Source organism: Sorangium sp. So ce1036, from assembly GCF_051369805.1.
Lineage (GTDB): Bacteria > Myxococcota_A > Polyangia > Polyangiales > Polyangiaceae > Sorangium > Sorangium cellulosum_F.
Map to the genome: position 1 here is coordinate 4,662,639 of NZ_JBBMOX010000001.1, position 25,371 is coordinate 4,688,009.

Genomic DNA, 25,371 nt, shown 5'->3' on the forward strand with positions numbered 1-25,371 from the left:
AGCTCCTCCGGGGACGGAGTAGACCACGGACGGAGGGGCGGGGTAAAGGGCCGCCGTTCGGGAGCCGCGGCTGTCCTCAGCGGCGCGCAGACACCCCCGCGGAGGCCCGTGGAGCCTCATCCGTCAGCGGATCTGAGAGCGAGCTCGACCGGGGCCGTGTCGTCCAGCCAGAGATCGTCGTCGAGCCAGATGCGCAGACGGGGCTCCGCATCCGTGCCATCCGTGTCCGGCGCGCGCTGCGCCAGCATGAGCCGGGCGCTCTCCACCGCGCTCTCCCGGAGGATCTTGCAGCGGCGCAGATCGACCCTCCGAAGCGTGGCAGCGAGCGGTGAGCCTGCCAGCCAGCGGAGGAAGCGCTCGGTGGCGGCGGTATCGGCGAGGCTGAGAGCTCGGAGCCGAGGGAGCGGGGCAGCCGTCAAGTGGCGAATCAACCGATCCTCGTCGATGCCCACGCGGCGCAAGGAGAGCGATTGAAGGCCGGCGGTCAATGAGAGGACGTTCGATAGCCTGTCTCCGTAAGCCATGTGGGAGCTGCCGCTCAGATCCAGCTCCTCGAGCTCGGACAGCGGGATGTTCCCCGGAACGGAGTCGAACACCGACGCGGCGGCGCCGTCGCTGTCCAGCGCGAGGCGACGCACCTCTCGCGCAATCGGCGATGCCATGAGCTCCCCGAGCTCGCAGGCGCCCAGCTCTGCGCCGGGGACGCCGAGGCCCCGCAGGTGGAAGGGCAGCTCGGTGGCGGCGAACGAGAGGAGCTCGGCGCGCTGACGCTTGGACCAGGTTCCGTCGCCACTCAAATTTCCGGTGAACGTCAAGGCATCGAGCGCGGGAAACAGCCGCGCGGCCTCTCGGGTGCTCTTGGCGTTCCAGGGCAACAGGACGGTCCAGTGCTGCACCTGCTGCAGCCACTGCGCCCCAAGGACGCCGGCCGGGCTCAACGAGCGAGGGCTGCACGACAGGGAGCGAACGAGCGAGATCAGCTCCTGCTCGACGGCGGTCAGGAAGCCGGCCTGCCACCCGCGGGGGTCGGGTTCCATCTGCTCCTGACGGCTGTCGAGCCACAGTGAGCGTTCCTGCGCCGGCCACGACGCGAGACGGCGGTTCATCTGCTGCACGAGCGCGGGCCGTTGGACGGGGAGGCACGCGAGCTCTTCCCAGGCATGCAGCAGGCAGTGCCACGAACGCACGCCCGGCCACGCGTCCGCAATCTTCAGCCACTCCAGGACGGTGTCGAAGACCATACAACCCCGCGCCGCTCCCCTCGTCGAGCTTATAGCACGGGGTAAAACGTCTTGACATAGAGGCCGTGCGCGGGCGAGTGCTGGTGCGTGCCGAACACGACGAGCTGGACGCGCCGCGTGTTCCGCTCACGCAACGTCGTCAGAGGTTGTCCGGCCATCGTCCGCCACCCCGGCGGCCGCGCGGGCAGCCCGAGGGCCGCATGGTTCGCTCTCCACCACGCCCGATAACGTGCGCGCTCTGCTGGATCGCTCGACAGCGGCCGGAGTCCGGCCGCGGTCAAAGCGGCCCACGCCGCTTGCACCGCAGCGCTGACCGGAGCTCCATTGCTCTTCACGTGGGCCAACCCCGCGCCGGGATGACCGACGTATTGCGGCACGTCCGTCGTCGGGAGAGGAGCGGAAACCTGACTCGTGTGGGTGGTCGTCGACGGCCGTTCAGCGATGACGACGCGGACCGGGGATCTCAACGTGACTTCTGGGTCGGCCTTGCCGTAGGGCTTGGCGATCGCGTCCCGATACTCCGACCCGGCTCGGCGCCAGCCCCGCACGATCGTCCTGAATGCGTCGACGAGCGCCGCGTTCGCCGAGGCGAGATCCCTGAACGAGGAGGCGACTCCGGGTCTCGGCCCGCCGAGCGGCGCGTTGCCGGGAACAGGCGCGCGAACGAAGCGATTCGCACCGCCGGCGCTGAAATCCGGTTCGACGATGTGATCGAAAGCAGCGCGGAACGCGAGGTCGGTCACGTTGTCCACGCCATACCCGGTGCCTAGCACGTGCCTCGACGCCCCGTGACCGCCCAACCCCATCCTGTCCTCCGCGTCGAGGTTCGTCGGCATACGCGGCTGCTCGGGGTTGGGATTGGAGAGCAGCGCGCCGACCGTCCCGGCGTCCGTCTGCGTCTGGTCGAGCGCCACCGCCAGCGCCCTCATCTCCGTTTCCCGGTTCAAGAGAGGGCCATTCCACGCTCCCCTCTTGAATCGTCGCCCCGTCGCATCCCAATGGTAATATTCAGGAGCGTACCTCGATGAAGGCAGGCACGCGCGCCATCGGCGGTCGCGTCCCTGGCGGCTGGAGGCGCTCCAGTCCCCCGACGACAGCGAGCCCTTGTTGGTGCTCGTGATCGGGACGAAATGGCTGTGCGTCGTGGACGTCAATGCCTCTGCCTGGAGGAAGTACGGCCCGAAGTTGCGGATAGGTGGATCGGCGCTCGTCGCGAGGAAGTGTCCCGTGTTGTCCGTGAGCCCCGTGGGATAGGTGACCGTTATCGGAATCGGGGGGAGCGTCTTCTTGGCCATGTTGGGGCTCAGCTCGTACGGATAGTGCAGCTCGGTGCGCCTCCGATCGGTCTCGAAGTGGTTTTCGTCGACATCCAGTCGCACGCCGGTGAGCAGCCGCGGTGTCGGCGAAGCCTCCTCTCGACGAACGTCCGGCGACAACCTGCGATGGATCTCCCGCGGACTGGCCTCGTGCTCTGCGATCCTGCGGGCCTCGCGGCCGAGATCCTGTGCGATGTGCTCCACCGCGCGCCGGTGCCGCCGCGTCTGATCCGGCGCCGCGGAGTACCACGGTCGCCGCCGCTCGTCGCGGCCGAACCATGCCCGGCCGCGGGAAACGGTCGCGCGCCGGCGGCCCTGCCGGCCGGTCATGCGGAGTGTCCACATGTGTGTTCCGAGATGGCGCGCTGCCACTCGGATGGCAATGCCCGGCGCAGCCGAGCGCGCGGCGCCGCGCGCGGTCTGCAGGACCTGGTTGCGAGGCACGACGCGCGTGCGTGCCAGCCCGGTCACCGCGCGCCACGCGGCCGCGGCCGCAATGCGCACGCGGCCTGCGATCCCGCCGCGATCACGCCGCCGGCGCCTGCGACGCCGACGGCGCCCTCCGCTGCGACCGCGCCCCCGCCCTCGTCCACGGCCGCGTCCGGTGCCACGACCGCGTCCCGCGCCGCGACCGCGTCCCGCGCCGCGACCGCGTCCCGCGCCGGTGCGCCGCGGCCCAGGGCCTCGGCGCGGGCCGGTTCCTCTTCGCGGTCCCGTCCCCCTTCGCGGTCCCCCCGCTCTTCGCGGTCCCGTCCCTCTGCGCGGCCCTCCTGCTCTCCGCGGCGCTCCCACGCTACGCGGTCCTGCGGGCCGCGGCCCACGCGGCCGCGCCGCCGGCGCGCGTGGCCGCGCCGCCGGCGCGCGTGGCCGCGGCGCGCGCGGGCCGCGGCCGAGGAAGCGGCGCAGCGTGCGCTGCATCCATTGCACGACGTTGTCGAGCCACCCCATCACGCGCGACAGCAGCCCCTGCGCCGTGCGCCGGAGGCGGTTGACCATCTCGAAGAGGGGCTGGATCGCGCGCCGCAGCCGGGACACCACGCCCGCGAGGCGCGCCACGCCGCGGCTCCCCTGGAGGATCGCCTTGGCCGCCGTCACGGCCGTGCTGCCGCCGCCCGTGAAGACGGCCAGCACGACCTCCACGACGACCATGCCGGCGATCGTGCCCAGGGTCTCGCCGATCTGGTACGCGGCGCCGCGCGCGTTGAGCGCGTCGAGGAGCGACCGCGCGGCGCTCTGCGCGAGCGAGCGCACGAGCCCGCGCGACGCCGCGCGGATGCCGTCGAGCAGGCCGCGCACGTCCTCGCGCGTGAAGCCCTCGGTCGCGAGCTGGCGGAAGAACTCGCCGACGGACGGGAGATCGGGCGCCGCGGGCGGCTCCGCGCCCTCCTCCTGGCCGCCGGTCGCCCCATCCCCGCCGGTCGCCCCCTCGAGGCCTTCCTCCCGCTCGCCGGAAGCCTCGCCGTCGATCTCCTCTTCCTCGTCGGACACCGGCTCGCCGGGGATCTCCTCCGGCGGCGCGGCCACGGGCGCATCGGCCGTGGCAGCGACCTGCCCAGCCACCGAGGCCGGCGGCGCCGGACGCGCCCCCGGCGACCGCGCCGCGCCGACGGCCGGCGTCGCGACGCGACCGCCGGTCGTGGCGGCCACCGCGATCGCTGGCCTCCCCGGCGGCGTGCGGATCTGGGGCGGCGCCTCGGACGCCGCGGGCGCCGCGCCCTCGTCACCCTCGTCGCCGCCCAGCTCCCCGCCTTCTTCGACGCCGGCCTCGGCCTCGTCGATGTCCTCTATCTCGTCGTCCTCGTCCTGGCCCTCCTGCTCGCGCTCCTCCTCCTCGTCGGTGCTCGGGCCGACCGCGCCCTCCATCTCCTCGGCCCGCTCGGCCGGGTCCTCGGGCTCGGCGCGGGCGCGCGCCGCGCCCTCGGCCGTGGCCGACAGCGCGGCAGGCTGCGGCGTCGTCTCGGCGGGTCGCGTCTCGGCCGATCGAGCCTGACGCCCGCCGGCGCCGGCCCCACCAGCCGCAGCGCCGTCCGCGGGCAGCGAGTCCTCCTGCCGCGCGGGCTCGCCCGGCGGTCGCTCCTCGGCGGCGCGCGATCCCGGCGGATCGCGCGCGCGGCGCAGCACGGTCGTGCCATCGTCGATGACCTCCTCGGCGCCCTCGCCCTCGCTCTCCGGGGCGGGCTCCTCGCCGGCCGCGCCGCCGGGGCTCACCCCGTCCTCCTCGGTGGTGCCGTCGGCGAGGCCCGTCGCCCACTGCACCAGGCGGAACGGCAGCGCGATCAGCCACGCGACCGCCTGGAGGAGGAAGATGATGGTGCCGCCCGTGCTCTCCCAGACGCCCTTGACCAGGCCGACCGCGAAGCCGGCGGCGAGCTCCGCGTTGCCCGCGAAGATGCTGGCGAACAGATCGATCGCCTTCACCTTCTGCTCGTCGGGCGAGCCGCGGATCGTCTCCAGGAACGCGAGCGCGCCGTTGTACACGGCCGCCAGGAGGAAATCGGCCGGCTCGGGGAAGAAGCGCAGGATGCGGATGCAGACGTCGAGGAAGAAGTTGAGGATCGGCGCCTTGCAGCACTGCGGGACGACGTAGAGCCACACCGCGCCCGCGAAGAACGTGACGAACGAGAGCGGCGGCGCCACGAGCGCCGTGACGACGCCGACGGCGATGTCCGCGAGCGTGCGGAGCCAGTCGAGCAAACTCGCGACGCCGTCGGCGATGGTGCGCCAGAAGAAGATCGCGCAGTCCGCGAGCAGGCGCATCCCCGCGACGATCGGCGAGAACACCGCCTGCACGACGCCCACGAGGGCGTCGAGCAGCGCGAGGCCCGACTCCCAGCTCAGCAGGCCCTCCAGCGTCCCGAGGATCCCGTCGACGAACCGCGACGCGACGTCGATGAGCGTGTGCAGGACGCCGCTCACGGCCTGCAATGCCCCCTCGATCGCGGGGATCACGGTGCCGCTCAGGAGCTCGGCGGCCTCCGCGAGCGCCTCGCCGAGGCCGTCGGCGACGCTGCCCGCGAGCTCGGTGAGCGTGTTCCACGCCTCGGGCAGGCTGGCGAAGAAATCGATGATGGCGCCGATCGGCGTGTTGTCCCGCAGCCAGCGCCACGCGCTGAGGATGCCGTCGGCGAGCGGCCGCACGAACTCGACGATGCCGTCCCAGACGCTCTGGATGCCGCTCCGGAGCGCCTCCAGCGGGCCGATGTTCGGGTCGATCCCGAGGGCCTCGGCGACGTGGCGCCACACCGTCTGGCCGATGTCGCCGAGCGCGTCGATCACGCTCCCGGCGGCCTGCTCGACGACCAGCCACACCTCGTAGATCGGCCCCGCGAAGTCCTGGAGGAAGTCCAGGAACCCCATCACGGAACTCACCTGCTCCTCGGCGGCCTGGTCCCGCTGCTCCTGGAGACTCTCCTGGACCGACTGCGCGGCCGGGCTCGCGAGCAGCCCGTCGAACCAGCCGAGCGCCTGCTGGAGCAGCGCCTCGAAGGCGGCGCACGTCCGCTGCTCCGCCTCGGCGAACGCCTCCTCGCTGCACACGTTCTGCGTGTGCAGGTCCTGGAGCCACCGCGTGAGCCGGCCGAGGCCGGTGCTCTCGACCGCGGACGCCATCCAGGAGTTGATGTGATCGGCGGCGCGCCGGGCGAGCCCGTCGAGCCCCTCGTCGACGAGGTCGGCGAGCTCCGGTGAGAACTGGCGCAGGATGGTCGAGATCGGGTTTTCGAGGAAGCTCTCCAGGTCGTCGACGGCCTCGAGCAGCCCCTCCTCGAGGTCGTCGAGGGCGCCGTGGAGGTCCTCGCGGAGCCCCTCGATGCTCTCGTCGATCGAGGCGTGGAGGTCCTCGGCCGCGCGATCGACGTCGGCCTGCACCTCGTCGAGGTACGCGTGCGCGTCGTCGCGCCACGCGCGCGCGATCTCGCCGAGCTCGCCGGGCAGGTTGTCCGCCATGAGGTCGAGCGCGTCCTGGGTGGTCTCGATGGTCGCGGTGATGGCGGCGTGGCCTGCGTCCACGATCGCGTGCGCCGCCTCGCTCCACGCGTCGAGCAGCGAGTCCACCGCCTCGCGGCACGCGTCGAAGAAGTCAGTGATCCACTCGCGGAACTGGTCCAGGAGCCAGTCGAGCGCCTCCTCCAGGAGGCTCCTGTCCTGCTCCTCGTGCAGCTTGTTCTCCGCGCGCTCCTGCGCGTCGCTCCAGTAGCCCTCGGCCTCGGTGCGCGCCGTCTCCATGCACCCGCTGGCCTCTTCGTTCGTGTCGGTGTGCACCCGCTCGATGTGATCGTCGCTCTCCTGGACCAGCGTCTTCGCCTCCGAGCGGCGGGCGCCGATGTGCTCGTCAGCCTCCTTTCGCCAGTCGGTCCGGCGCTGGTCCACGCCGCGGAGCGCCTCGGTCATCCGCCGATCGCGGTCGGCGCACGCGCGCGCGCACATGGCGTCGACGCGGCGCTCGCTCGCGCCGATGTGCCGATCGACGTCCGCGCGCGTCTCCGTCTGGAGCGACAGCGCCTCTTCGTAGCGCGCCATCTCCTCGTCGCGCACGACGAGCGCCTCGTCCAGGGGCAGCGCCCCCGCGTTCGCGTCCGTGATCACGCGGTCGAGCCTCTCGCTCGACACCATCTCCTCGAGCCCGACCTCCGGGATCTCGAGCTCGTCGAGCCCCTGATCGTGCCCGAGCGTGGGATCGTCCGCGGGCGCGAGGCGATCCTCGCCGAAGTCCTCGTCGGACTGCGCGCGCGCGGTCTCCGTGCCGCGGTCGAGCTCGCCCCCGAGCGCCTCGTGCCGCTCGTCGATCTGCGCCGGATCCGCCTCCTCGGTCAGCGCCAGCTCGGGCGCCTCCGGGATCCGCGGGAGCTCTTCCCCGTCGATCTGGCGCTCGAGCGCGCGCGCGTCGGCGCCCAGATCGCCGCGGCCCCGCGTCCCCGGGCCGGACTCGACCTGCCGCGCGGCGGCCGCATCCGCTTCGCGCACGAGCGCCTCCGGGTCGACCTCCTCCGGCTCGGCGGGGGCGCCGGGCGTCTCCTCCGACACAGGGGGCACGTCGAGCGGTGGGCCCCGCGCGAACGGGCGCTCGCCCGGCCCCACGGCGCTGCGCGGGCAGACCGACACCTCGTGGCGGTCCGCCTCCTCGCTCGCGCCGTCCCACGTCGCCTGGCCCGATCGCAGCGAATCCCGGATCTCCTGCTGGCGATCGGGAGCGACCTCGGCCTCGGCCTCGCGCCGCTCCCCCTCGGCCTCGCGCGCCTCTTCCGGCGCCGCCTCGGCCGGCTCCGCCGCGGCGGGCTCCTGCGCCTCCTCGGTGGACGCGGCCGCCGGCGCCCGTGGGCTCGCCTCGCGCGGCCGGGGCGCGCGCGGCTGCCGGGCAACGGCCTCGTCCCTCGAGGCAGGCGACGCCCTTCGCCCCGGCGAGGACCGGCGGCGCGCGCGCGCCTCGGCGTCCCGGGCCGACGGGGCGTCGTCCACGTCGATGTCGCGGGCGGCGCGCGCCGAGCCGAGCGCGGCGCCCGGGCGGGGCGCGGTCGCCCCCGCGCGCCGGAGCGCCACGAAGCCGCGGCGCATCGGCGCGGCCGAGAGCAGGTCGGGCGAGACCTGCTCGCCCTGCGCCGCGGCCTGCGCGGCGGCGTCGGCGCGCGCCTCGGCCTCGTGGCTCTCCGCGAGCACGCCGGGCCACTCGTCCGCGACCGTCCCGCCGCCTTGCAACGCGTGCGCGATCTCGTGCGCCACGGTCTCGAGCGGCACGTCCGGGCCGGCAAGCACGATTTGCGCGCCGCGGGTCGCGGCCTCGGCGCCGAGCGCGTCCAGGAGCGAGCGCGCCTCCGCGCCGCCGAACACCTGGAGGTGGCCCAGGTCCTGGTCGAAGCGCGCCTCGAGCTCGGCGCGGTAGGGCAGGTCCATCGCGGATCCGGCCGTCACCTGCGCCCACGTCTCGGCCAGCGTCGGGGCCGGCGCCGCCTCGACGGGCTCCGCGTCGAGGTGATCGAGCAAGCTCTCCCGGTCGGTGAGCTCGCGCTCCGGCCCCGCGGGCTGCGGCCGGCCGCGGTCCTTGCGCCTGTCGCGCCGCGCGCCGTGCGCGTGCTTCCGCGTCGCGTGGGTCCTCACCGCCACCCCTCGTAGAGGGCGCGGGCCACGGCGCGCCCCAGCTCCAGCGGGACCGCGGCGGCCCCGTGGTCGAGGGCGAGCTGCGGGAGCACCGCCCGCCCCTCGAGCAGCCCCTCCGGCACGCCCTCGCTCGCGAGCAGCCTGGCGAGCTCGCCCTCGAGCCCGCGCGCCACGTCGAAGCGCCCCGCGGGATCGAGGCCGGCGATCTCCAGCTCGCCGATGTGCAGCGTCACCGCCCGCGGCTTCACGACAGCCACCCGCGCAGCTCGGTGGGCGTGAGCGGCTGCCCCAGCTTCGTGTACTCGAGGCGCGTGGCCTCGAGCAGGTGCTGCATGCCCACGGGCCGGTCCTGGGCCGCCGCGAGGTACGCGGCGTTGCGCGCGATGTTCTTGATGTTGCCGCCCGCCACGGCGAGGCGCGCGAGCCGCCGCGGATCCACGCCGTCGATCGGCGTCTGCGGCGGGAAGACCGCGCGCCAGATGCGCTCGCGCTGGGTGGCGTCCGGGAACGGGAACTCCACCACGAACTGGATCCTCCGCAGGAACGCGTCGTCGATGTTCTTGCGGAGGTTCGTCGTGAGGATCGCGAGGCCCTGGTAGCTCTCCATGCGCTGGAGCAGGTAGCTTACCTCGATGTTGGCGTGCCGGTCGTGGCTGTCCTTCACCTCGGTGCGCTTGCCAAAGAGCGCGTCCGCCTCGTCGAACAGCAGGATCGCGCCGCCCTCCTCGGCCGCGTCGAACACGCGGCGCAGGTTCTTCTCGGTCTCGCCGATGTACTTGCTCACGACCGACGACAGATCGATCCGGTAGAGATCGAGCTCGAGCGCGCCGGCGAGCACCTCCGCGGCCATCGTCTTGCCGGTGCCGCTCGGCCCCGAGAAGATCGCCGCGGTGCCGCTGCCGCGCTCCCCCTGGCGGGAGAAGCCCCACTGGTGGAACACGCGCGCGCGGTGGCGCACCTGCGCCTCGATCGCGCGCAGCGTCCGGATCTCCTCGGGCGGGAGGATCAGCCGATCCCAGTCCGCGTCCGGCTCGATGCGCTGCGCGAGATCGTCGAGGCGCGCGCGGGAGAGCAGCCGGCACGCGCGCCACACGGCGCGGCCCGGGGGCTCGCCGGCCGGCCGGTGCGCGACGCTCGTCGCGGCCGAGGCGATGCCGTCGGGGCTCAGCTGAAACCGCGCGGCGAGCCCCGCCACGTCGAGAGACTCCGCGTCCGCGGCGCCGTTCAGCGCCTGGCGCCAGAGGTCCTTGGCCTCCTCGTGAGGCAGGCGCGGGAGCGACGCGCTGAAGACGCGGCGCCCCTTCGGCCGCACCACCTCGGGCCCGCAGAGCAGCAGCGGGTCCGGCGCGCGGGTCGCGAAATCGACGGTGGCGCGGGCGTGCGCTGGCTCGCCGGCGCTCGCGACGTCGAGCAGCACCAGCGCGCCGCACAGGCGCGCGTCGCGCGCGCACGTCCAGAGCAGGTCCACGCGCTCCTCGGGCGCGTCGGGCAGCGCCCACGCCGGCAGCTCCCACAGCGCCCGGCCTTGCTCGGCCGCGACCGCGGCGAAGAGCGGCCTCGCCTCCTCGGCGCTCGCGACCACGAGCTGCACGTGCGGCGCGCCTGGATCGCGCAGGATCTCGCCGATGACCCTGGCCACCGCCGCGCGGGACGGCGGGAGCGCGCGGCGCGGCTCCACGTCCCGGAGCCGCGCCTCCAGGCGTTCGTCGCGCGCCGGCGCGCCCACCAGAAAATGCAGCACGGGCTCGGGCAGCGTGACGGAGCGCCCCGTGAAGACGTCGCCCTCTCCGAGGCGCACGAGGCGGAAGCGGCAGAGCGGGCCGCCCGGCGAGAACGCGTCCCAGCGCGCGCCCGGGAGGCGGGCGATGCAGAGCGCGACCGTGGGCGCGCGGCGCGCCGGATCCCCGAGCGCGGCGCCGCAGCTCTTGCTGAAGCCCGGCGAGAGCTCGACCGCGGCGGCGCACGCGATCACCGCGACATCGAACGCGGACAGGTGGAAGCGATCGCGCAGCGCCGCGAGCGGCGAGCCGGACGGCGGCTCGGGCAGCGCGGGCGGAGGGCCGGTGTTGCTCGCGCGCTCGATGCAGGCGCGCACCGCGGCGAGCGAGGCCGAGAGCGGATTGGAGGACCCGGTCGCCGCCCGCGCTGGCTTCATGGCACGGTGAGCGTGGGGCCGGTGTACACGCCGGCGGTCATGGTGGGCAGGCTGTCCGCGCCGTCGATCGACACGCGCACGCGCCACGTTCCGCTCGGGAGATCCGCCACGTCGAACACCACGTCGGCGCCGTCGATCGTGAACCGATCGCTGCTGCGCCGATCGGGCCCCGTGGTCGACTCCAGCGCGAGCTCCACGGACTGGTCGGCCGAAGGGAGCGGCGTGACGGCGATCCGCACGCGCCGGTTCGTGAGCGCGACGACGGACGACGACATCGCGCCGAGCGTGGGCCGCACCCTCAAGGCGAGCGGGTTCGACACGCCGCCGGGGCGCAGCCCGGCGCCGGCCGCGCCCGGCACCAGCACCTGGTGCTCGATCACCACCGCGTGCACGCCGGGCAAGAGCCCGGTCACGGTCGACAGGTCCACGCGCAGCGCGTCGTCCTGCAGATCCGCGGCGCCGACGCTCACGCTCGCCGCGCCGATGAAGACGCGCGTGACCTCGCCGAGCAGGCCGGTGCCCTCGATCACCAGCACGTCGTCCGCGCCGGCCACGGGCTGCCGGCTCGACACCTCGTACAGGCGGGTGATCGCGGGCGTGATGGCGGGCCGCACCACGAGCCCGGTCGTGGCCACCGGCAGCGCGGCCCTGGGCTCGATCTCTCCGCTGAGCAGGACCGCGGTCGCCTCCCACGCCATCGACAGCGCGAAGAAGCTCTGGTTGTAGAGCCCCCAGACGCGCGAGAGCTCCTCCGTGTCCAGGCTGAGGGGCGTGAGCTTGACGCGCTCGATCTGGCGCCCGAGGTCGGACGCGAGCAGGTAGTGGCCGTCGCCCAGCGTGCCGAGGTACGTCGTGATCTCGTCGGGGGTCAGCACCGGCCGCGCGTGGAGATCCGTGAGCACCAGGCCCGCGAGCCGCTCCGCGTCGAACGTCGCCGCGTCGCCGACGAACGAGAACAGGTAGCGCAGGCTGAGCGCGAGCACGGGGCGCTGGCCCGGCTCGCCGCTCGAGCGCCGCGTGGGCAGATCGAGGTTCCGCAGCGCGGGGTTCGGCGCGAGGTGATACAGCGAGAGGTAAACGCCCGGCGACGGATCGGTCTTTGGGTGATCGGCCGAGGCCTCGTAGCCGGTGAGCCCGACGCTGTTGATCAGGGCCTGCACGCGGTTCACGAGCGTCCCCGTGACCGTGGCGATGGCGAGGGAGTTGCTCATCGACGCCCTCCGCGGCGCTGCTCCGCCGTGTACGCCTCCAGGCTGAGCGCCGGGGGAGCAGGACGGGAGACCTCTGTCCGCGGCGCCGCGGCCGGCGCCTGCACGCGGACCACGATGCGGCCGATCGAGACATGGACCGGCGGCGGCGGGGCCGCGGGCCCCTTCGGCGCAGCGGGCTCCTCCGGGAGCGCGACCCTCCTGGGTCCAGGGGGGAGCGGCGCGGGCGACGGCGATCGCGGCGGCTCTGGCCGCGCGCGCCGCGGCGGCGCGGGCGCGGCCACGATCGGAGGCGCGTCGACCGGCGCCGGGACGCGCTCCACCACGCGCTCGGTGTGCCGCTCCGTGAGGCGCTCCCGCGCCTCGTGGACCTCGTGGATCCAGCGCTCTTCGCGCACGACGCGCGGCGCCTCGACGCGCGCGGGCGGCGGCGCGATCGCCGGCGGCTCCTGCGCCGCGGGCCCGGAGCGCACGACGCGCTGCTCGACCCCGCGCTCGACGCGCGGCGCGCGCGGCTCGGGCGGCTCGGGCGGCTCGGGCGCCGGCGCGACGGGGCTCGCGCGGAGCGGCACGTCCATCGAGCGCCGTTCCCCGAGCGCGGCCGTCACGACACGCTCCTCGCCGCGGGCCGAGCGCGCGGCCCGTGGGAGATCCGGCTCACCCGAAGGAGGGCGCAGGATCGCCACCCCCGGCGCCGCGTCGCGCGCGCCCTCGTCGCGCTGGGCCGCGGGCCCGCCGTCCGGGAACACGTTCACGAACGGCACGCGCGGCGGCTCCACGACCGCCACGGCCTCTCGGGCGCGCCCCGCGAGCGACTCCAGGAAGTTCACGCGGCACCCGCGAGCCGGAGGTAAGCGAGGCGCCGCGGCCGCGACATCTCGAGGATCGTCAGCTCCGGCCAGCAGTACGCGCGCGCCAGCGCGTCGACCTCGGCCATCAGCCGCCGCGCCTCGGCCTCGATCTCGCGCCAGAGATAGGACACCACGTCGAACACGGTGGTCCACGCCGCGCCGCACGCGGCGCACGACAGATCGAAGCGCACGTCCGCCTGCGGATCGAGCCGCGCCATCTCGGCTGCCACGAGCTCGGCCGCCTCCGCGGGCACGGCCGCGGGATCGCCCGCCGACGCGCGCTCCGCGATCACGCACCGATCGAGCAGCGCGCGCACCGGATCCGCCGCGCCGGCGATCGTCAGGAGGTCACGGCTCGTGGCGGGCCGCACGCGCAGGCGAAGATCGCCGAACGTCACGACCGCCTCCGCCGCGGCGGGCGCCGGCACGCGAAGATCCGGGAGCCGAACGGGGAACTCCAGGGTCTCCTCGCAGCGGGGGCAGCGCACCACGCACGGCGCCGTGGGCCCGAAGCTCCGCGTGCGCAGCTCCAGCAGCAGCGCGTCGCGCTGACCGATGGATAGATCGGCGAGCGCGTCGCGCGTCGCGCCGGGCATCGCCAGCGCGAGCAGCGTGAGAGCCCGCTCCACGGTGCCCTGGGCGAGGCCTCCCTCCCAGGCCTCGAGCACCGCGGCCGGTCGCAGCGGCACGAGCTCAGCCATCGGACAGCGTCGGCTCGGTCGGCTCGACCACCGAGACGTCGCGCTCCCACCCCTCGTGCTCCAGCTTGAGGGACTGGATCGCGACCGCGTTGGCGCTCGCGTCGAGCTCGGGCAGCGCCTGGTACTCCGAGACCCAGCACCGGTAGACCTTGTACGCGAGCACGACCTGGCCGGCCTCGTTGTAGACCTCGATGAGGATGTCCTTGCGGAAGTCCGCGAGCGACACCTCCGCGCCGAGACCCGCGCCCAGGCGCCAGACCTTGGCGGCCCACTGCTCGAAGGCCGTGTCGTGCGTGACGCCGCGCTCTAGCGTGATCGCCTCCCACTTGGTCTGTCCCGGCGACTTGTGGGCGCTCGACGGGTCGCCGCCGCTCCTGTGCTCCACCACGTCCGTCGTGCGCTTGAGCGCGCTCACCTTGCTCACGCCCGCCACGTACCGGCCATCCCACTTCACGCGAAACTTGAAGTTCTTGTACGGGTCGAAGCGCTGCGTGTTGACCGTGAAGGCAGGCATCGTCTCCTCCTATGTGCTCTGACCGGCGATTTGCTGCAGCTTGATGACGACGAACTCGGCGGGCTTCACCGGCGCGAACCCGATGATCACGTTGACGATCCCGGCGTCGATGTCGGCCTGGGTCGTGGTGTCGGCGTCGCACTTCACGAAATAGGCCTCCGCGGGCGTGCGACCGGCGAACGCGCCTTGACGGAAGAGCTGGTGCATGAAAGCCCCGATGTTGAGCCGGAGCTGCGACCAGAGCGGCTCGTCGTTGCCCTCGAACACGGCCCAGCGGGTGCCGCGCAGCAGCGTCTGCTGGAGGTAGCTCGCGAGGCGCCGCACGGGCACGTATTTCCACTCCGAGGCGGCCCGGTCCTGGCCCGTGAGCGTGCGCGCGCCCCACGCCACGCGGCCCGCCCCCGCGAACGCGCGCAGGCAGTTGACGCCCTCCCGGTTGAGCGTGCCCTGCTCGCCGTCCGTGAGGCCCACGGTCAGGTCGAGCACGCCGGCCAGCGTCGCCTCGAGGCCCGCGGGCGCCTTCCACACGCCGCGGGCCCCGTCGGTGCGCGCGAACACGCCGGCGATCACGCCGCACGGCGCGAACGTGCGCAGCCTGTTCTCCTGGAGCGGATCCGGCGCGCGGACGTTCGGAAAGTACTGCGCGCCGTGCGGCGACTGCAGGCTGCTCATCCACCCGGCGGCGTTCGCGAGGTCCGCGCTCACGGCGTCGAAGCTCGACCACGACGGCGGCGGGTCGATCACGGCGAACGCGCCGCGCGCCCGGCACCACGGCAGCGCCTTGCCGCTCCAGAAGCCGGCGCGGGCCGCCTCGTCGATCTGGGTCACGTCCTCCGCCGGAAACGGGACGCACAGCAGGTTCACCACGTCGAGCTCGTCGAGCGCATACAGCCCGGTGCGGCTCGCCTCGTTGCCCTCGTAGGCGCCGATGGCCGGCGGCGTGCCGTCCGAGCCGCTCGAGAGGGTCGCGCTGGCCTCCACGGCCGGGACCGCGGTGGGCACGGCGGCCAGCCGGAGCAGGGACGAGCGCGTCCGGAGCACGTCGCCGATGTACGTGAGCGCCCCCTGGGTGTGGACGAGGCCGTAGTAGATCTCGCTCTCCAGCTCGCGGCCGGTCGCGTCGACGAGGCGCGCTTGCAGCGTGAACGTGGAGCCGGTGGGCGAGATCTGGATGCGGACCTGATCGCCCCAGGTCCCCGGGTTGGCCGCGGCGAACGAGAGCGCGCCCGGGATCGGCAGGCGCACGGCGTCGCCCGTGCCTCGCACGCCCGCCGTGGCGCTCGGGCGCGCCGCGGGCGGGGCGCTCGACAGCTCCGCCAGGGCGATCGCCGGGGCGGTGCCCGTCGTGGCGCCGGCGATCGCGGCGGCGGGGTCGCCCTCGAGGCTCAGCGGGATCGTCACCTGGTAGGCCACGCCGTCCCCGTCCGTCAGGGCGGCGTCCTCGGCGTCCTCCGCCGTGATCTGCAGCGTGTAGGCCTCCGGCGCGGCCTCGTGCGTCACCGCCACGCGGAGGTGATCGAAGCCCGACAGCGCCGCGGCGTCGGCCGTCGCCGTGAGCACCATGTCGCCGGGCACCGTCGCCGTCGACGCGAGCGCCCCCGCGTGGACGCGCACGATGACCGCCTCGCGCCCGCCGTTCTGGAAGAAGTGGCTGACCACATGGCCCAGATCGCTCTGGCTCCACAGGCCGCCGAAGACGCGATCGAACTCGCCGAAGCTCGTGACCCGCGTCGCCACGTCCGCGGGACCGCGGCGCGCCCGTCCGATGAACGCGGTGACCGAGGTGGAGACGCCGACGATCGTGCGCACTCCGCTCGGGATCTCTTCGATGTAGACGCCGGGGGCTGTCAGGTTCGCGGGCATGTCCTACCTCCGCTCAGGCGATCGCCCGGGTGATCTGCTGGAACTGCAGGATGACGAACTCGGCGGGCTTCAGCGGCGCGAAGCCCACGATCACGTTGACGATGCCGCGATCCTGGTCGGCGGGCGTCGTCGTCTCGGCGTCACACTTGACGAAATAGGCCTCCTGCGGGCGCGCCCCCTTGAACGCGCCGCGACGGAAGAGCTGGTGCATGAACGTGCCGATCGAGAGCCGGAGCTGCGACCAGAGCGGCTCGTCGTTCGGCTCGAAGACGGCCCAGCGCGTGCCGTCCTTGAGGTTCTGCTCGACATAGAGCGCGAGGCGCCGCACGGAGAGGTACTTCCATTCGGAGGCGAGCACGTCCGCGCCCTGCGCCGTGCGCGCGCCCCACACCACCGGGCCGGCGACGCCGAGCGGGCGCAGCGCGTTCACGCCCGCGGGGTTCAGCACGCCGCACTGCGCGTCCGTGAGGACCAGCCGCGCGCCGGGATCGGAGAGGCTCGTCGTGAACCCGTCGACGCCGCGCAGGCCCGCGTCCTGCCCGGCCGGCGCCTTCCACAGGCCGCGCTCGGCGTCGGTGCGCGCGATGGCGCCGGCGACCGCGCCGCACGGGGCGAAGCTCGCCGGCCGGCCGGCGGCGAGCGGGTCCGGCATCACGAGCAGCGGGAAGTAGAGGGCCGCGTTCTTGCTCGTGAGGCTCGTGAGGCTCTTGCGCCCGGCGGCGTCGGCCGGTGTGACCCACGAGGACGGCGGGTCCACGAGCAGCATCGTGAAGCGCCCCTCGCAGTAGGCCGCCGCCGCGGTCCACACGCTGGGGAACATCGGGACCGCGCGGGCGGGGGGCGGCAGGCAGAGCAGGTTCACCGTGTCGATCGCGTCGAGCGCGTAGATGCCGCGGCGCTTCGACCGGAACGTCGCGTCCGAGGGGTCGTCGTAGTCCGTGGCCTCGAGGTCGTCGCCGTCGGTGACGCTCGAGAGGGCCTCGTCGGTGACGATGCTCGGCCGCTGCGAGGCGTCGGTCTTCACGCGCACCAGGCGGGACTGCTGCTCCAGCACCCGCTTCACGTACCGCGCGCTGCTGCTGGACACGGACACGTTGATGAACGTCTCGGTGGCTCGATCACGGCTCGTATCGCTCGGCGCCTCGGGATCCACCTCGCGCACCGTGAGCGTGAAGACCTGCGCCTCTTCCGCCGCGGGGATCACGCCCGGCGCCGGGTGGGTCACCGTCACGCGGAGGTTGCTGCCCCAGGCTCCCTCGCTCGCCGCCTCGAGCGTCAGGCCCTGCGGCGCGCCGGTCGCGAGGTCGACTGTGCTCTTGTTCGCCCCGGGCGCCAGCCGCACGATGACGGCCTCGGTCCCGCCGTTCTGGAAGTAGTGGTAGACGGCGTAGCTCATCGGGCTCGCCGCCCAGAGCCCGCCGAACTTGCGCGCGAAGTCGTCGAAGGAGAAGCACCGCGTCGCGACCTCGCTGGGGCCTCGCAACGCGCGCCCCACGAAGGCGGTCACGGAGGTCGATCCTCCGACGATTGCCCGCACGCCGGCTGGGATTTCCTGAATCTGCACGCCAGGGAACGGCAACGGTACGGGCATTGTCACGGCCTCCATCGCCAGCCCAGCGCTCTCTCTCTTCGGGCAAGCGAGGCGCCACTATATCATCACGGTCCGCCCCGGGCGGTGATTGTAGAAGGTCCGCTGACCCTCGTATCGCGCCGACGGGGGCCCTCGGCGTGCGGGGACACGTGCGTCCGGAGGTCCTCCCCCCAACCCGACGGGGCGCCTGCCGTGGGGCGGGGGCGTCGCGCGAAGCACGCCCCTGGCGCGTCCCCAGCGTGGCCTTTGGTGTCGGCGCCGCGGAGACCACGGGCCCCGCCAGTCCGAAGGCCGCCCTGGCCGCCGCGGGGCGGACGATGCTGAAACGGTACATCGACTTCTTCTCCGACCCGAGCCTCCCTCCACCCTTCCATAACCCGCTCCTGGAGGACCTCCGGCCGCAGGTCGAGAGCCTTTACGCCGCGCAGCTCGCCGCGATCCCGAGCGGCCCCGCGAAGGCAGAGGGGATTCGCGTCGGGCGGAAGGCGGCCCGGCGGCTCTGGAACGCGCGCCTGAACGACGGGTGGAACAACCCCAACGCCACGCTGTGGGTGTGGCCCGACGACGACGGCGACGACGACCCGAGGACCGGCCCTCCGGGGCAGTACGTGCAGCTCGCCTCCGAAGATACGTATCCCGGTGCCGAGCAGCCATCCTTCCACCGGTGGGGAGACACGCAGGTTCACGGCGATCGAGCACTACCATCCGGGGGGCGACTGGGATCCTTTCTTGATCACCCCGTCGAACCAGGAGTACCCCGCCGGCCACCCCATGGTGAGCGGCTCGGGCCTGTACGCGCTGGCGCACCTCTTCGGCCTGGGGGAGCTGGCCACGCCCCTCATGGGGACTGGCGGGTGCGGCACCATCGAATACGCGTCGCTGGAGGACGCGATCGACGGCGTCATCAACGCTCGCGTGTGGGGGGGTATGCACTTCCGCGGGTCGTCCGAGGTGGGCGCCGAGGCGGGCAGGCAGATAGCCCGCTACGTGCGCAGGAACCTCCTCCGGCGGCTGTAGGATATCCCGTCAGCGCGAGCTGCCGCCGGTGGTCTTCGCTCCTGGGCCACGCCGAGGGTAAGGCCCTGGCGTAGGTCATCCCACGCGCGATCGCGCCGGATGGCTCCGTCGCGGCGACAATCTTCACCCCGTCGTGGTCGGCGCGTACCTTGGCCGTCCGCGCCTCGCCCTGCGCGGCGCGTGCAAGCCCGATGTCCTCTACCTCGCCCTCCGTTCGCGCTCTCCTCGAATCCCTCCCGTCGCGAGGACGCTTGATCGAGCTCGCGCGCCACGTCGGCGTCTTCGTACCCCAGCGCGGCACGAAGGCCGAGCTGGTCGCCGCCCTGGCCCGCTCCGAGCAAATCCGCACCCGCTCCCTGGTCGGATGGATGGGCCGCGACGAGCTCCGCGCCGCTTGCCAGGCCCTCGGCGTGAACGCCTCCAGCCGTGCGCGCCAGGAGCTCGCGGAGCGCCTCCTCCAGGCCCTCGGCGACCGCAAGAGCGCCCCGCCGACAGGCCTATTCGGGGCGCCCAGCGCCCAGCGCCTCACGCCCGTGAAGGGGGACATCGCGCTCGTCCGACAGCGCCAGTGCCTCGTCGAGGACGTCGTCCCGCCCGAAGCGCCGAACGAGGCCACCCGCGTCGACCTCGTCTGCCTCGACGACGACGCGCAAGGCGTCCGGCTCTCGGTGCTCTGGGAGATCGAGCTCGGCGCGAAGGTCCTCCAGCCCGAGGCCGAGGGGCTCGGCACGGTCGCCTCGCTCGACCCCCCGCGCCGCTTCGCCGCCTACTTCCACGCCCTCACGTGGAGCAGCGTCACGGCCACGCGCGCCGACCTCTTCCAGGCGCCGTTCCGGGCCGGCATCAAGCTCCTCGACCACCAGCTCACGCCCCTCAAGAAGGCGCTCGAGCTGCCGCGCGCCAACCTCTTCATCGCCGACGACGTGGGCCTCGGCAAGACCATCGAGGCCGGGCTCGTGATGCAGGAGCTAGCGCTCCGGCAGCGCGTGGACTTCGTCCTCGTCGTCTGCCCCGCCGCGCTCTGCCTCCAGTGGCGCGGCGAGATGGAGAAGCGCTTCGGCCAGCGCTTCGAGATCATGGGGCGCGAGCTCGTCGCCCGCCGGCGTCGCGAGCGAGGCTTCGGCGTCAACACCTGGAGCACGCACAACCGGTTCATCGTCTCGTACCAGACGCTCCGTCGCCCCGACTACCGCGAGCCGCTCCTCGCCCACCTCGGCCCGCGGATGAAGAAGAGCCTGCTCGTGCTCGACGAGGCCCACACCGCGGCGCCCGCCTCGGCGAGCCTGTACGCGGTCGACTCCCACCTCACGAGCATGATCCGCGACGAGCTCGGCCCGCGCTTCGAGAACCGCCTCTTCCTCTCGGCGACGCCGCACAACGGCCACTCGAACAGCTTCAGCGCCCTCATGGCGATGCTCGACCCCCAGCGCTTCACGCGCGGCGTGCCCATCCAGGCCGGCTCGAGGGCGCTCTCCGCCGTGATGGTCCGCAGGCTCAAGCGCGACCTCCAGGCGCTCGGCAAGAGCGATTTCCCCGTCCGGAGCGTCGTCCGGATCGCGCTCGAGCGTGACGTCGACGGCTTCCGCGCCCGCTACTTCGAGGCCGAGCCGGGCAAGGCCGAGCGGCGCACCGCGGAGGTCGCGCTCGGCCCCGTCGGCGCGCCCGAGCTCGAGCTCTCGCGGCTGCTCGCCGAGTACACCGAGGTGATGAAGCCCGGGCGCGGGCGCGGGCGGCTCGTCTTCATCAACCTCCAGAAGCGGCTGCTCTCGAGCGTCGAGGCGTTCCACCGCACCCTGAGCGCGCACGCCGCGCGCGTCGCCTCCGGGGCGGTGAGCGCCGATCCGCGGACCTCGCAGGAGCGCGCGGCCGCCGAGGACGCCCAGCGCGATCTGCGCATCGACGCTCGGGGCTCCGGGTCGCCTTCCGGCGCCCTCCGCCCCGAACCCCCGATCGCGCGCCGGCGTCCCGAGGAGGATGACGATGCGTACGGCGTCGACGACGAGCAGCGCGACGTGGAGGACGCGGCCGAGGTCGCCTCGGCGTCGACCGCGCTCGCGTCCCCCGACGGGCGCGCCCGCGAGCTGCTCCAGCGCATGCTCGACCTCTCCCGCCAGCATCGGCACCGTCCGGACGCCAAGGTGGTGGCCCTCTTGCACTGGCTGCGCGCGGAGCTCTGCCCCGGCGTCAGCGTCCCGGGGGGCGAGCGCGCGAGCGGAGCGTGGAACGACCGGCGGGTGATCCTCTTCACCGAGTACGGCGACACGATGCGCTACCTCCAGAAGGCGCTCGGCGCCGCCGTGGAGGACACCGATCGCGGCGACGAGCGCATCGCCGTCTTCCACGGCGGCATGGGCGACGAGGCGCGCGAGGAGCTGCAGCGGGCGTTCAACGGCGATCCGGCGGAGAACCCCGTGCGGATCCTCATCGCCACCGACGCCGCGCGCGAGGGCCTGAACCTCCAGAACCACTGCGCCGATCTCTTCCACGTCGACGTGCCGTGGAACCCGGCCCGCATGGAGCAGCGCAACGGCCGCATCGATCGCACGCTCCAGCCCGCGCGCGAGGTCCGCTGCCACTACTTCGTCTACCCGGAGCGCGCCGAGGACGCCGTGCTCGAGAAGCTCGTGGGCAAGGTCGAGCGCATCCAGCGGGAGCTCGGCAGCCTCGGCGAGGTCGTCATGGCGAACATCGAGCGCGCGCTCAGCCGGGGTATCGACCGGAGCACCGCGGACGCCCTCGACGAGGCCGAGCGGCTCCCCGAGCTGGCCGAGACCACGAGGCGGGAGCTCGAGAGCCAGCGCGCCGACGCGGCGACGCTCAGGCGGGACATCGACGAGGCCCGCCGCATCCTCGGCCGGTCCCGCAAGGTCATGGACTTCCGCGAGGAGCTCCTGCGCGACGCCATCGACGTCGGCCTCGATCTCGCCGGCGCCGGGCCCCTCGCGCCGCTCGACGAGAAGATCGAGGGGCAGCAGGCGTTCGCGCTGCCACCCTTGCCGGCGAGCTGGGACCGCACCCTCGACAGCCTCCGCCGCCCCCGCCGCCGCGACGAGCCCGAGTGGGCGTGGCGGAAGCTGCCCCCGCAGCCCGTGGTCTTCAAGGCGCTCGATCGCATGGGCGAGGACCGCGTGCACCTGCACCTGGAGCACCCGTTCGTGCAGCGCATCCTCGCGCGCTTCCTGGCCCAGGGCTTCGGCGCCCAGGACCTCTCGCGCGTGGCCGTCGTCCCCGACGATCGCTCCGGCGAGCCGCGGGTCATCGCCTTCGGCCGCCTCTCGCTCTTCGGCCCCGGGGCCGCGCGCCTGCACGACGAGCTCGTCGCCGTCGCCGCGCCGTTCCGAGAGAGCGGCGAGGGCGACCACCTGAAGCCCACGGGCACCGACGAGGATCGCCAGGCCGTCGCCCACCTCGAGGAGCTGCTCACGCGCGTCGACCGGCTCCCGCCCGTCCCGGAGCCCCTCCGCCGGCGCCTGGCGAAGACGGCCGCCGCCGACTTCGGCGTGCTCTGGCGGCACGTGCAGGACGAGGCCGACGGCCGGGCGCACGAGGCCGCGCAGCTCCTCGCGGCCCGCGGCGCCGAGGAGGCCGAGGATCTCCGGCAGATCCTGAGGGCCCAGCGCACTGCGATCGAGGACCAGCTCAACGTCCAGCTCGGGCTCTTCGACCACCTCGAAGGCGACACGATGAAAGCGCAGCGCGAGCAGCTCGAGAGCGAGCGACAGGACATGAGAAAGCGCCTCGCCCGCATCGAGGACGAGATCCGGAACGAGCCGGCGGAGCTCGAGGCGCTCTACGCCGTGAGCTTGAAGCGGCTCTCGCCGGTCGGGCTCGTGTACCTCTGGCCGACGACGAGCCTCTAGCGGTGTCCCGGACGCCGGCGGTCCAGTTGCGGCCCGCCCGCCAGTGGCTTGGCGGTTCGAAGAATCGTGGCCTAGGATGCCCTGGTCCCGACGATGCGGCTCCAGTGGTTCCAGGTCCAGGGCTACAAGAATTTCCGCGCTCCGGTGCGCCTCGCCGATCTCGGCCGGCTCAACGTGCTGCACGGCGACAACAACGTCGGCAAGTCGAACCTGCTGGAGAGCATCGGGCTGTTCTTCGTGGCGATCCAGGCGCTGCGAGAGGAGGCGCAGGGCGGCCCGCGCCTCAAGGAGCTCTACGCGCGCCACGCGCCGCCGCCCGAGGCCGCGCCGGACGAGCGGCCGCCGCGCAGGGCTGTGCGCGGGTACGGGCACTTCGCCCAGCAAGGGTACCCGCCGGCCGAGATCTTCAACTTGAAGAACGCGGGGCCGATCGTCCTCGAAGCGGAGCTCCAGCTCGATTGCGAGAAGGACGATCCGCCCTGGCTCCGTGAGCCGATCGTCGCCTGCGTCCACCTCGAGCGCGGTGAGGAGGAGGTGACCGTCGAGATCACCGAGCTCCGGCGTACCGCGGACGGCGCGGAGCTGGCGGCCGGAGCGGGGGACCAGGCGGCGACGGACGCCGCGTTTGCCCTGGTGCTGGAGCGGCTCGGGCAGCGCGTGCGCCGCAAGGAGGTCGTGCCGCGCTTTGCGCTGGTGCGCGCCGATCGCACCCTCACGCGCGAGGCATCGGAAGGCGCCTCGCCGCTCGCGACGCGCGAGCCGCTCCCCCGAGCGCTCGGCAAGGCGCTGCACGACGCCGAGAGCGCGATCGGCGCCCCCCGCGAGCGCTTCAAGCGTTTCGTGGCGGCGCTCGATCGCTTCCGGGATCTGGTCGGCCCCGGGCAATGGCGCATGCGCTTCGACACCGAGGCCGATCGCGCGGAGCTGGTCCTGGATACCGGATCGGATCTCTCGCCCTTGCGCTTGATGGGCTCCGGCATCCAGCAGATCGCGGTCCTCTGCGCGCGCCTCGTGATGACGGGCGCGGACATCATCGGTATCGAGGAACCGGAGCTGAACCTGCGCTGGTCGGCGCAACGCGCGCTGCGCGACGTGCTCGACGAGCTCGCCGCCGACCCCGAAGCCCCGTCACAGCTCCTCATCACGAGCCACTCCGGGCAGTTCGAGCAGCAGCCCCCCTTCTACCTGCTCACGCGCTCGGAGGACGGGCCGCGGATCCACGAGGTGTCTGCGGAGGAGGCCTGGGAGTTCACCCAGCCTGCGGCGCCGTCGCCGCCCTCGAGCGCGCGCGCGCCGCGGGGATACGTGACGATGGAAGGGGTGGTGCAGGTCCCGCCCGAGGTCCGGCAGCAGCTCGGCCTCTCGCACGGCGGCGGCGTGGTCTTCGTGCGCGACAAGGACGGGCATTATCGCATGCTCACGAACGACCAGTACGCCGACCTGTTCGAGGAACGGGGGCCGCAGCAGTGACGGCCGACGAGCTCGCGGCGCTCCTGCGCGAGGGCGCCGTCACGCTGGCGTTCGACACCAACGCGGTGTACCGCGACCGGCGGCTCAACGATCTTTGCGACCGCATCGCACGGCATAACCTCCGCCTGGCCGCCGAGGGCCGCGCGCCGGTCCGCCTCGTGATCTCGGCCGTCGCGTACGCCGAGAAGCTGTTCGACCTCAAGCAGCGATGGCGAGGGACATTCAACCTCGATGTCATCCTCGACGGGCTTCGCTCCAAGGGGATCGATGTGCAGCCGTTCGACGCCCGGCACGCGCTGGAGACGGCGGCGCGGCTCGGCGAGCGGTACCCGAACGACGCGGCCTGGCAGCGCGCCAAGCGTGACCGCTGCCTCCAGTGCCTGGGGCTGCCCGCGAGCGCCGCGCAGGCTCCCGGCACCGGCCGGACCTGCGGCGCCACGGTCGACTGGCTCATCGGCGGGCACGCCCGGGCCGAGAGGTGCATGCTCGTGACCGACGACACCGATCCCGAGCTGGGCGGGCTCCTCGATCGGGTGGGGCTGGACACGCTCGACGCCGCGCTCCGCCGGCTCGCGGACGAGCCTGCATGACGTCGACCCCCTTGCCCAGGCCGCGCCCGTGCATCGTCACGGCGCTGGAGTTGCTCGGGGTCGATGACCCCGAGATGCCCGAGGGGCGGGCGCGCCAGGTGATCTCTATCGTCCAGCGCCACCTTGGCGACTCCGAGCTCGCCAGGCTGTTCGGAAGCCACCTGTCCATCGCGGCCCGCTGCATGCTCCACGTCGCGCCGATCAAGCCTGCGGGGATGCTCCCCTTCTGGCAGGCGCTCAACATCGTCCACCTGCAGTCGGCCCTCGTGCCGCTCGGCGTGCTCGTGCGCGGCGCGGTCGCGCTCGGCGACGCCGTCGCGCACGGCAACCTCCTCCTCGGCCGTGGTATCGCGGAAGCAGAGCGCCTGCGCGATGAGGTCGCGCACGTCCCCCGGGTCGTCGTCGATCCCCGCCTGCTCCGCGAGACCGAGCAGAACGCGAATCTGCGTGCCTCGCACCACTCCGTGATGGACGAGCTCGGTTACATTCGCAGGGTCCTCCGGGTGGACTCGGATGGCCTCTTGTTCGTCGATTATCTCTGGGCGATCCGGTCGGAGATGGACGAGCCGTCCCTGTACCTCGACTTCTTCAAGGACCATCGCCGGCTCGTGACGCGCAAGCTCGACGCAGCGACGGTCCTCGACGGCGCTTCGCGCGCGTGGATCTGGTTGTGGAGCTACCACAACCTGGTCTTCAGGCTGCTCACGAGCCAATGGCGCCTGGATGACCAGGAGCGCTCGGAGCTCCGCATCCCGGCGACGAGCCCCCTCATCTACCGTTTTCCCCCGTCGGCCAAGGCCCCCTGAGCGCCACCTCGGGCCTCGATGTCGCCAGAGGTCATCTCGATGCCGGGCCAGCGCTGAGGCCGCTCCCCTGCGCGCCGGCCCTCGGGACGTGCTTCCCC

15 protein-coding genes are annotated in these 25,371 nt (G+C 73.4%); 5 read left to right on the forward strand and 10 right to left on the reverse strand.

Annotated features, from left to right (window positions below; genetic code table 11):
• Nucleotides 1-116 precede the first annotated feature (116 nt).
• Genes WMF31_RS17685 through WMF31_RS17730 form a run of 10 tightly spaced genes read right to left on the reverse strand, consistent with a single transcriptional unit; the run spans nt 117 to nt 17,530 of the window.
• The gene (locus WMF31_RS17685) at nt 117-1,241 is read right to left on the reverse strand and encodes a hypothetical protein (protein WP_436603071.1); all 1,125 of its coding nucleotides are present in this window, start codon (nt 1,239-1,241) and stop codon (nt 117-119) included.
• 29 nt (nt 1,242-1,270) lie between these two features.
• Nucleotides 1,271-8,647 carry an eCIS core domain-containing protein gene (locus WMF31_RS17690; protein WP_436603072.1) on the reverse strand — a complete coding sequence of 2,459 codons (7,377 nt, stop codon included), beginning with the start codon at nt 8,645-8,647 and terminating at the stop codon, nt 1,271-1,273.
• Nucleotides 8,644-8,904 (reverse strand): hypothetical protein, encoded by a 261-nt coding sequence (locus WMF31_RS17695; protein ID WP_436603073.1) that lies wholly within the window; start codon nt 8,902-8,904, stop codon nt 8,644-8,646. The genes WMF31_RS17690 and WMF31_RS17695 overlap by 4 nt, the downstream gene beginning before the upstream one ends.
• A complete protein-coding gene (locus WMF31_RS17700) occupies nt 8,892-10,802 on the reverse strand; it encodes an ATP-binding protein (protein WP_436603074.1) in 1,911 nt (636 codons plus the stop codon). Before WMF31_RS17700 ends, WMF31_RS17695 begins: the two co-directional genes overlap by 13 nt.
• The gene (locus WMF31_RS17705) at nt 10,799-12,013 is read right to left on the reverse strand and encodes a DUF4255 domain-containing protein (RefSeq protein WP_436603075.1); all 1,215 of its coding nucleotides are present in this window, start codon (nt 12,011-12,013) and stop codon (nt 10,799-10,801) included. The genes WMF31_RS17700 and WMF31_RS17705 overlap by 4 nt, the downstream gene beginning before the upstream one ends.
• On the reverse strand, nt 12,010-12,840 hold the full coding sequence (locus WMF31_RS17710; RefSeq protein ID WP_436603076.1) for a hypothetical protein: 831 nt from the start codon (nt 12,838-12,840) through the stop codon (nt 12,010-12,012). The genes WMF31_RS17705 and WMF31_RS17710 overlap by 4 nt, the downstream gene beginning before the upstream one ends.
• Nucleotides 12,837-13,562, reverse strand: a complete 726-nt coding sequence (locus WMF31_RS17715; RefSeq protein WP_436603077.1) for a phage baseplate protein — start codon at nt 13,560-13,562, stop codon at nt 12,837-12,839. Before WMF31_RS17715 ends, WMF31_RS17710 begins: the two co-directional genes overlap by 4 nt.
• Nucleotides 13,555-14,076: a phage tail protein gene (locus tag WMF31_RS17720; RefSeq protein WP_436603078.1), complete on the reverse strand. Its 522-nt coding sequence runs from the start codon at nt 14,074-14,076 to the stop codon at nt 13,555-13,557. Before WMF31_RS17720 ends, WMF31_RS17715 begins: the two co-directional genes overlap by 8 nt.
• A 9-nt stretch (nt 14,077-14,085) precedes the next feature.
• Nucleotides 14,086-15,939 (reverse strand): phage tail sheath family protein, encoded by a 1,854-nt coding sequence (locus WMF31_RS17725; RefSeq protein ID WP_436603079.1) that lies wholly within the window; start codon nt 15,937-15,939, stop codon nt 14,086-14,088.
• Nucleotides 15,940-15,952: 13 nt separating this feature from the next.
• On the reverse strand, nt 15,953-17,530 hold the full coding sequence (locus WMF31_RS17730; protein ID WP_436603080.1) for a phage tail sheath family protein: 1,578 nt from the start codon (nt 17,528-17,530) through the stop codon (nt 15,953-15,955).
• A 639-nt stretch (nt 17,531-18,169) separates the two neighbouring features.
• Between WMF31_RS17730 and WMF31_RS17735 the strand changes: the two genes are divergently transcribed.
• From WMF31_RS17735 to WMF31_RS17755, 5 genes are all read left to right on the forward strand, one after another.
• Nucleotides 18,170-18,547 carry a hypothetical protein gene (locus WMF31_RS17735; protein ID WP_436603081.1) on the forward strand — a complete coding sequence of 126 codons (378 nt, stop codon included), beginning with the start codon at nt 18,170-18,172 and terminating at the stop codon, nt 18,545-18,547.
• A 251-nt stretch (nt 18,548-18,798) separates the two neighbouring features.
• Nucleotides 18,799-22,407: a DISARM system SNF2-like helicase DrmD gene (drmD, locus tag WMF31_RS17740; protein ID WP_436603082.1), complete on the forward strand. Its 3,609-nt coding sequence runs from the start codon at nt 18,799-18,801 to the stop codon at nt 22,405-22,407.
• 93 nt (nt 22,408-22,500) lie between these two features.
• Nucleotides 22,501-23,877 (forward strand): AAA family ATPase, encoded by a 1,377-nt coding sequence (locus WMF31_RS17745; protein WP_436603083.1) that lies wholly within the window; start codon nt 22,501-22,503, stop codon nt 23,875-23,877.
• Entirely contained in the window at nt 23,874-24,467 is a 594-nt protein-coding gene (locus WMF31_RS17750; protein WP_436603084.1) for a hypothetical protein, read from the forward strand. Before WMF31_RS17745 ends, WMF31_RS17750 begins: the two co-directional genes overlap by 4 nt.
• Nucleotides 24,464-25,273 carry a hypothetical protein gene (locus WMF31_RS17755; protein WP_436603085.1) on the forward strand — a complete coding sequence of 270 codons (810 nt, stop codon included), beginning with the start codon at nt 24,464-24,466 and terminating at the stop codon, nt 25,271-25,273. Before WMF31_RS17750 ends, WMF31_RS17755 begins: the two co-directional genes overlap by 4 nt.
• Nucleotides 25,274-25,371 lie beyond the last annotated feature (98 nt).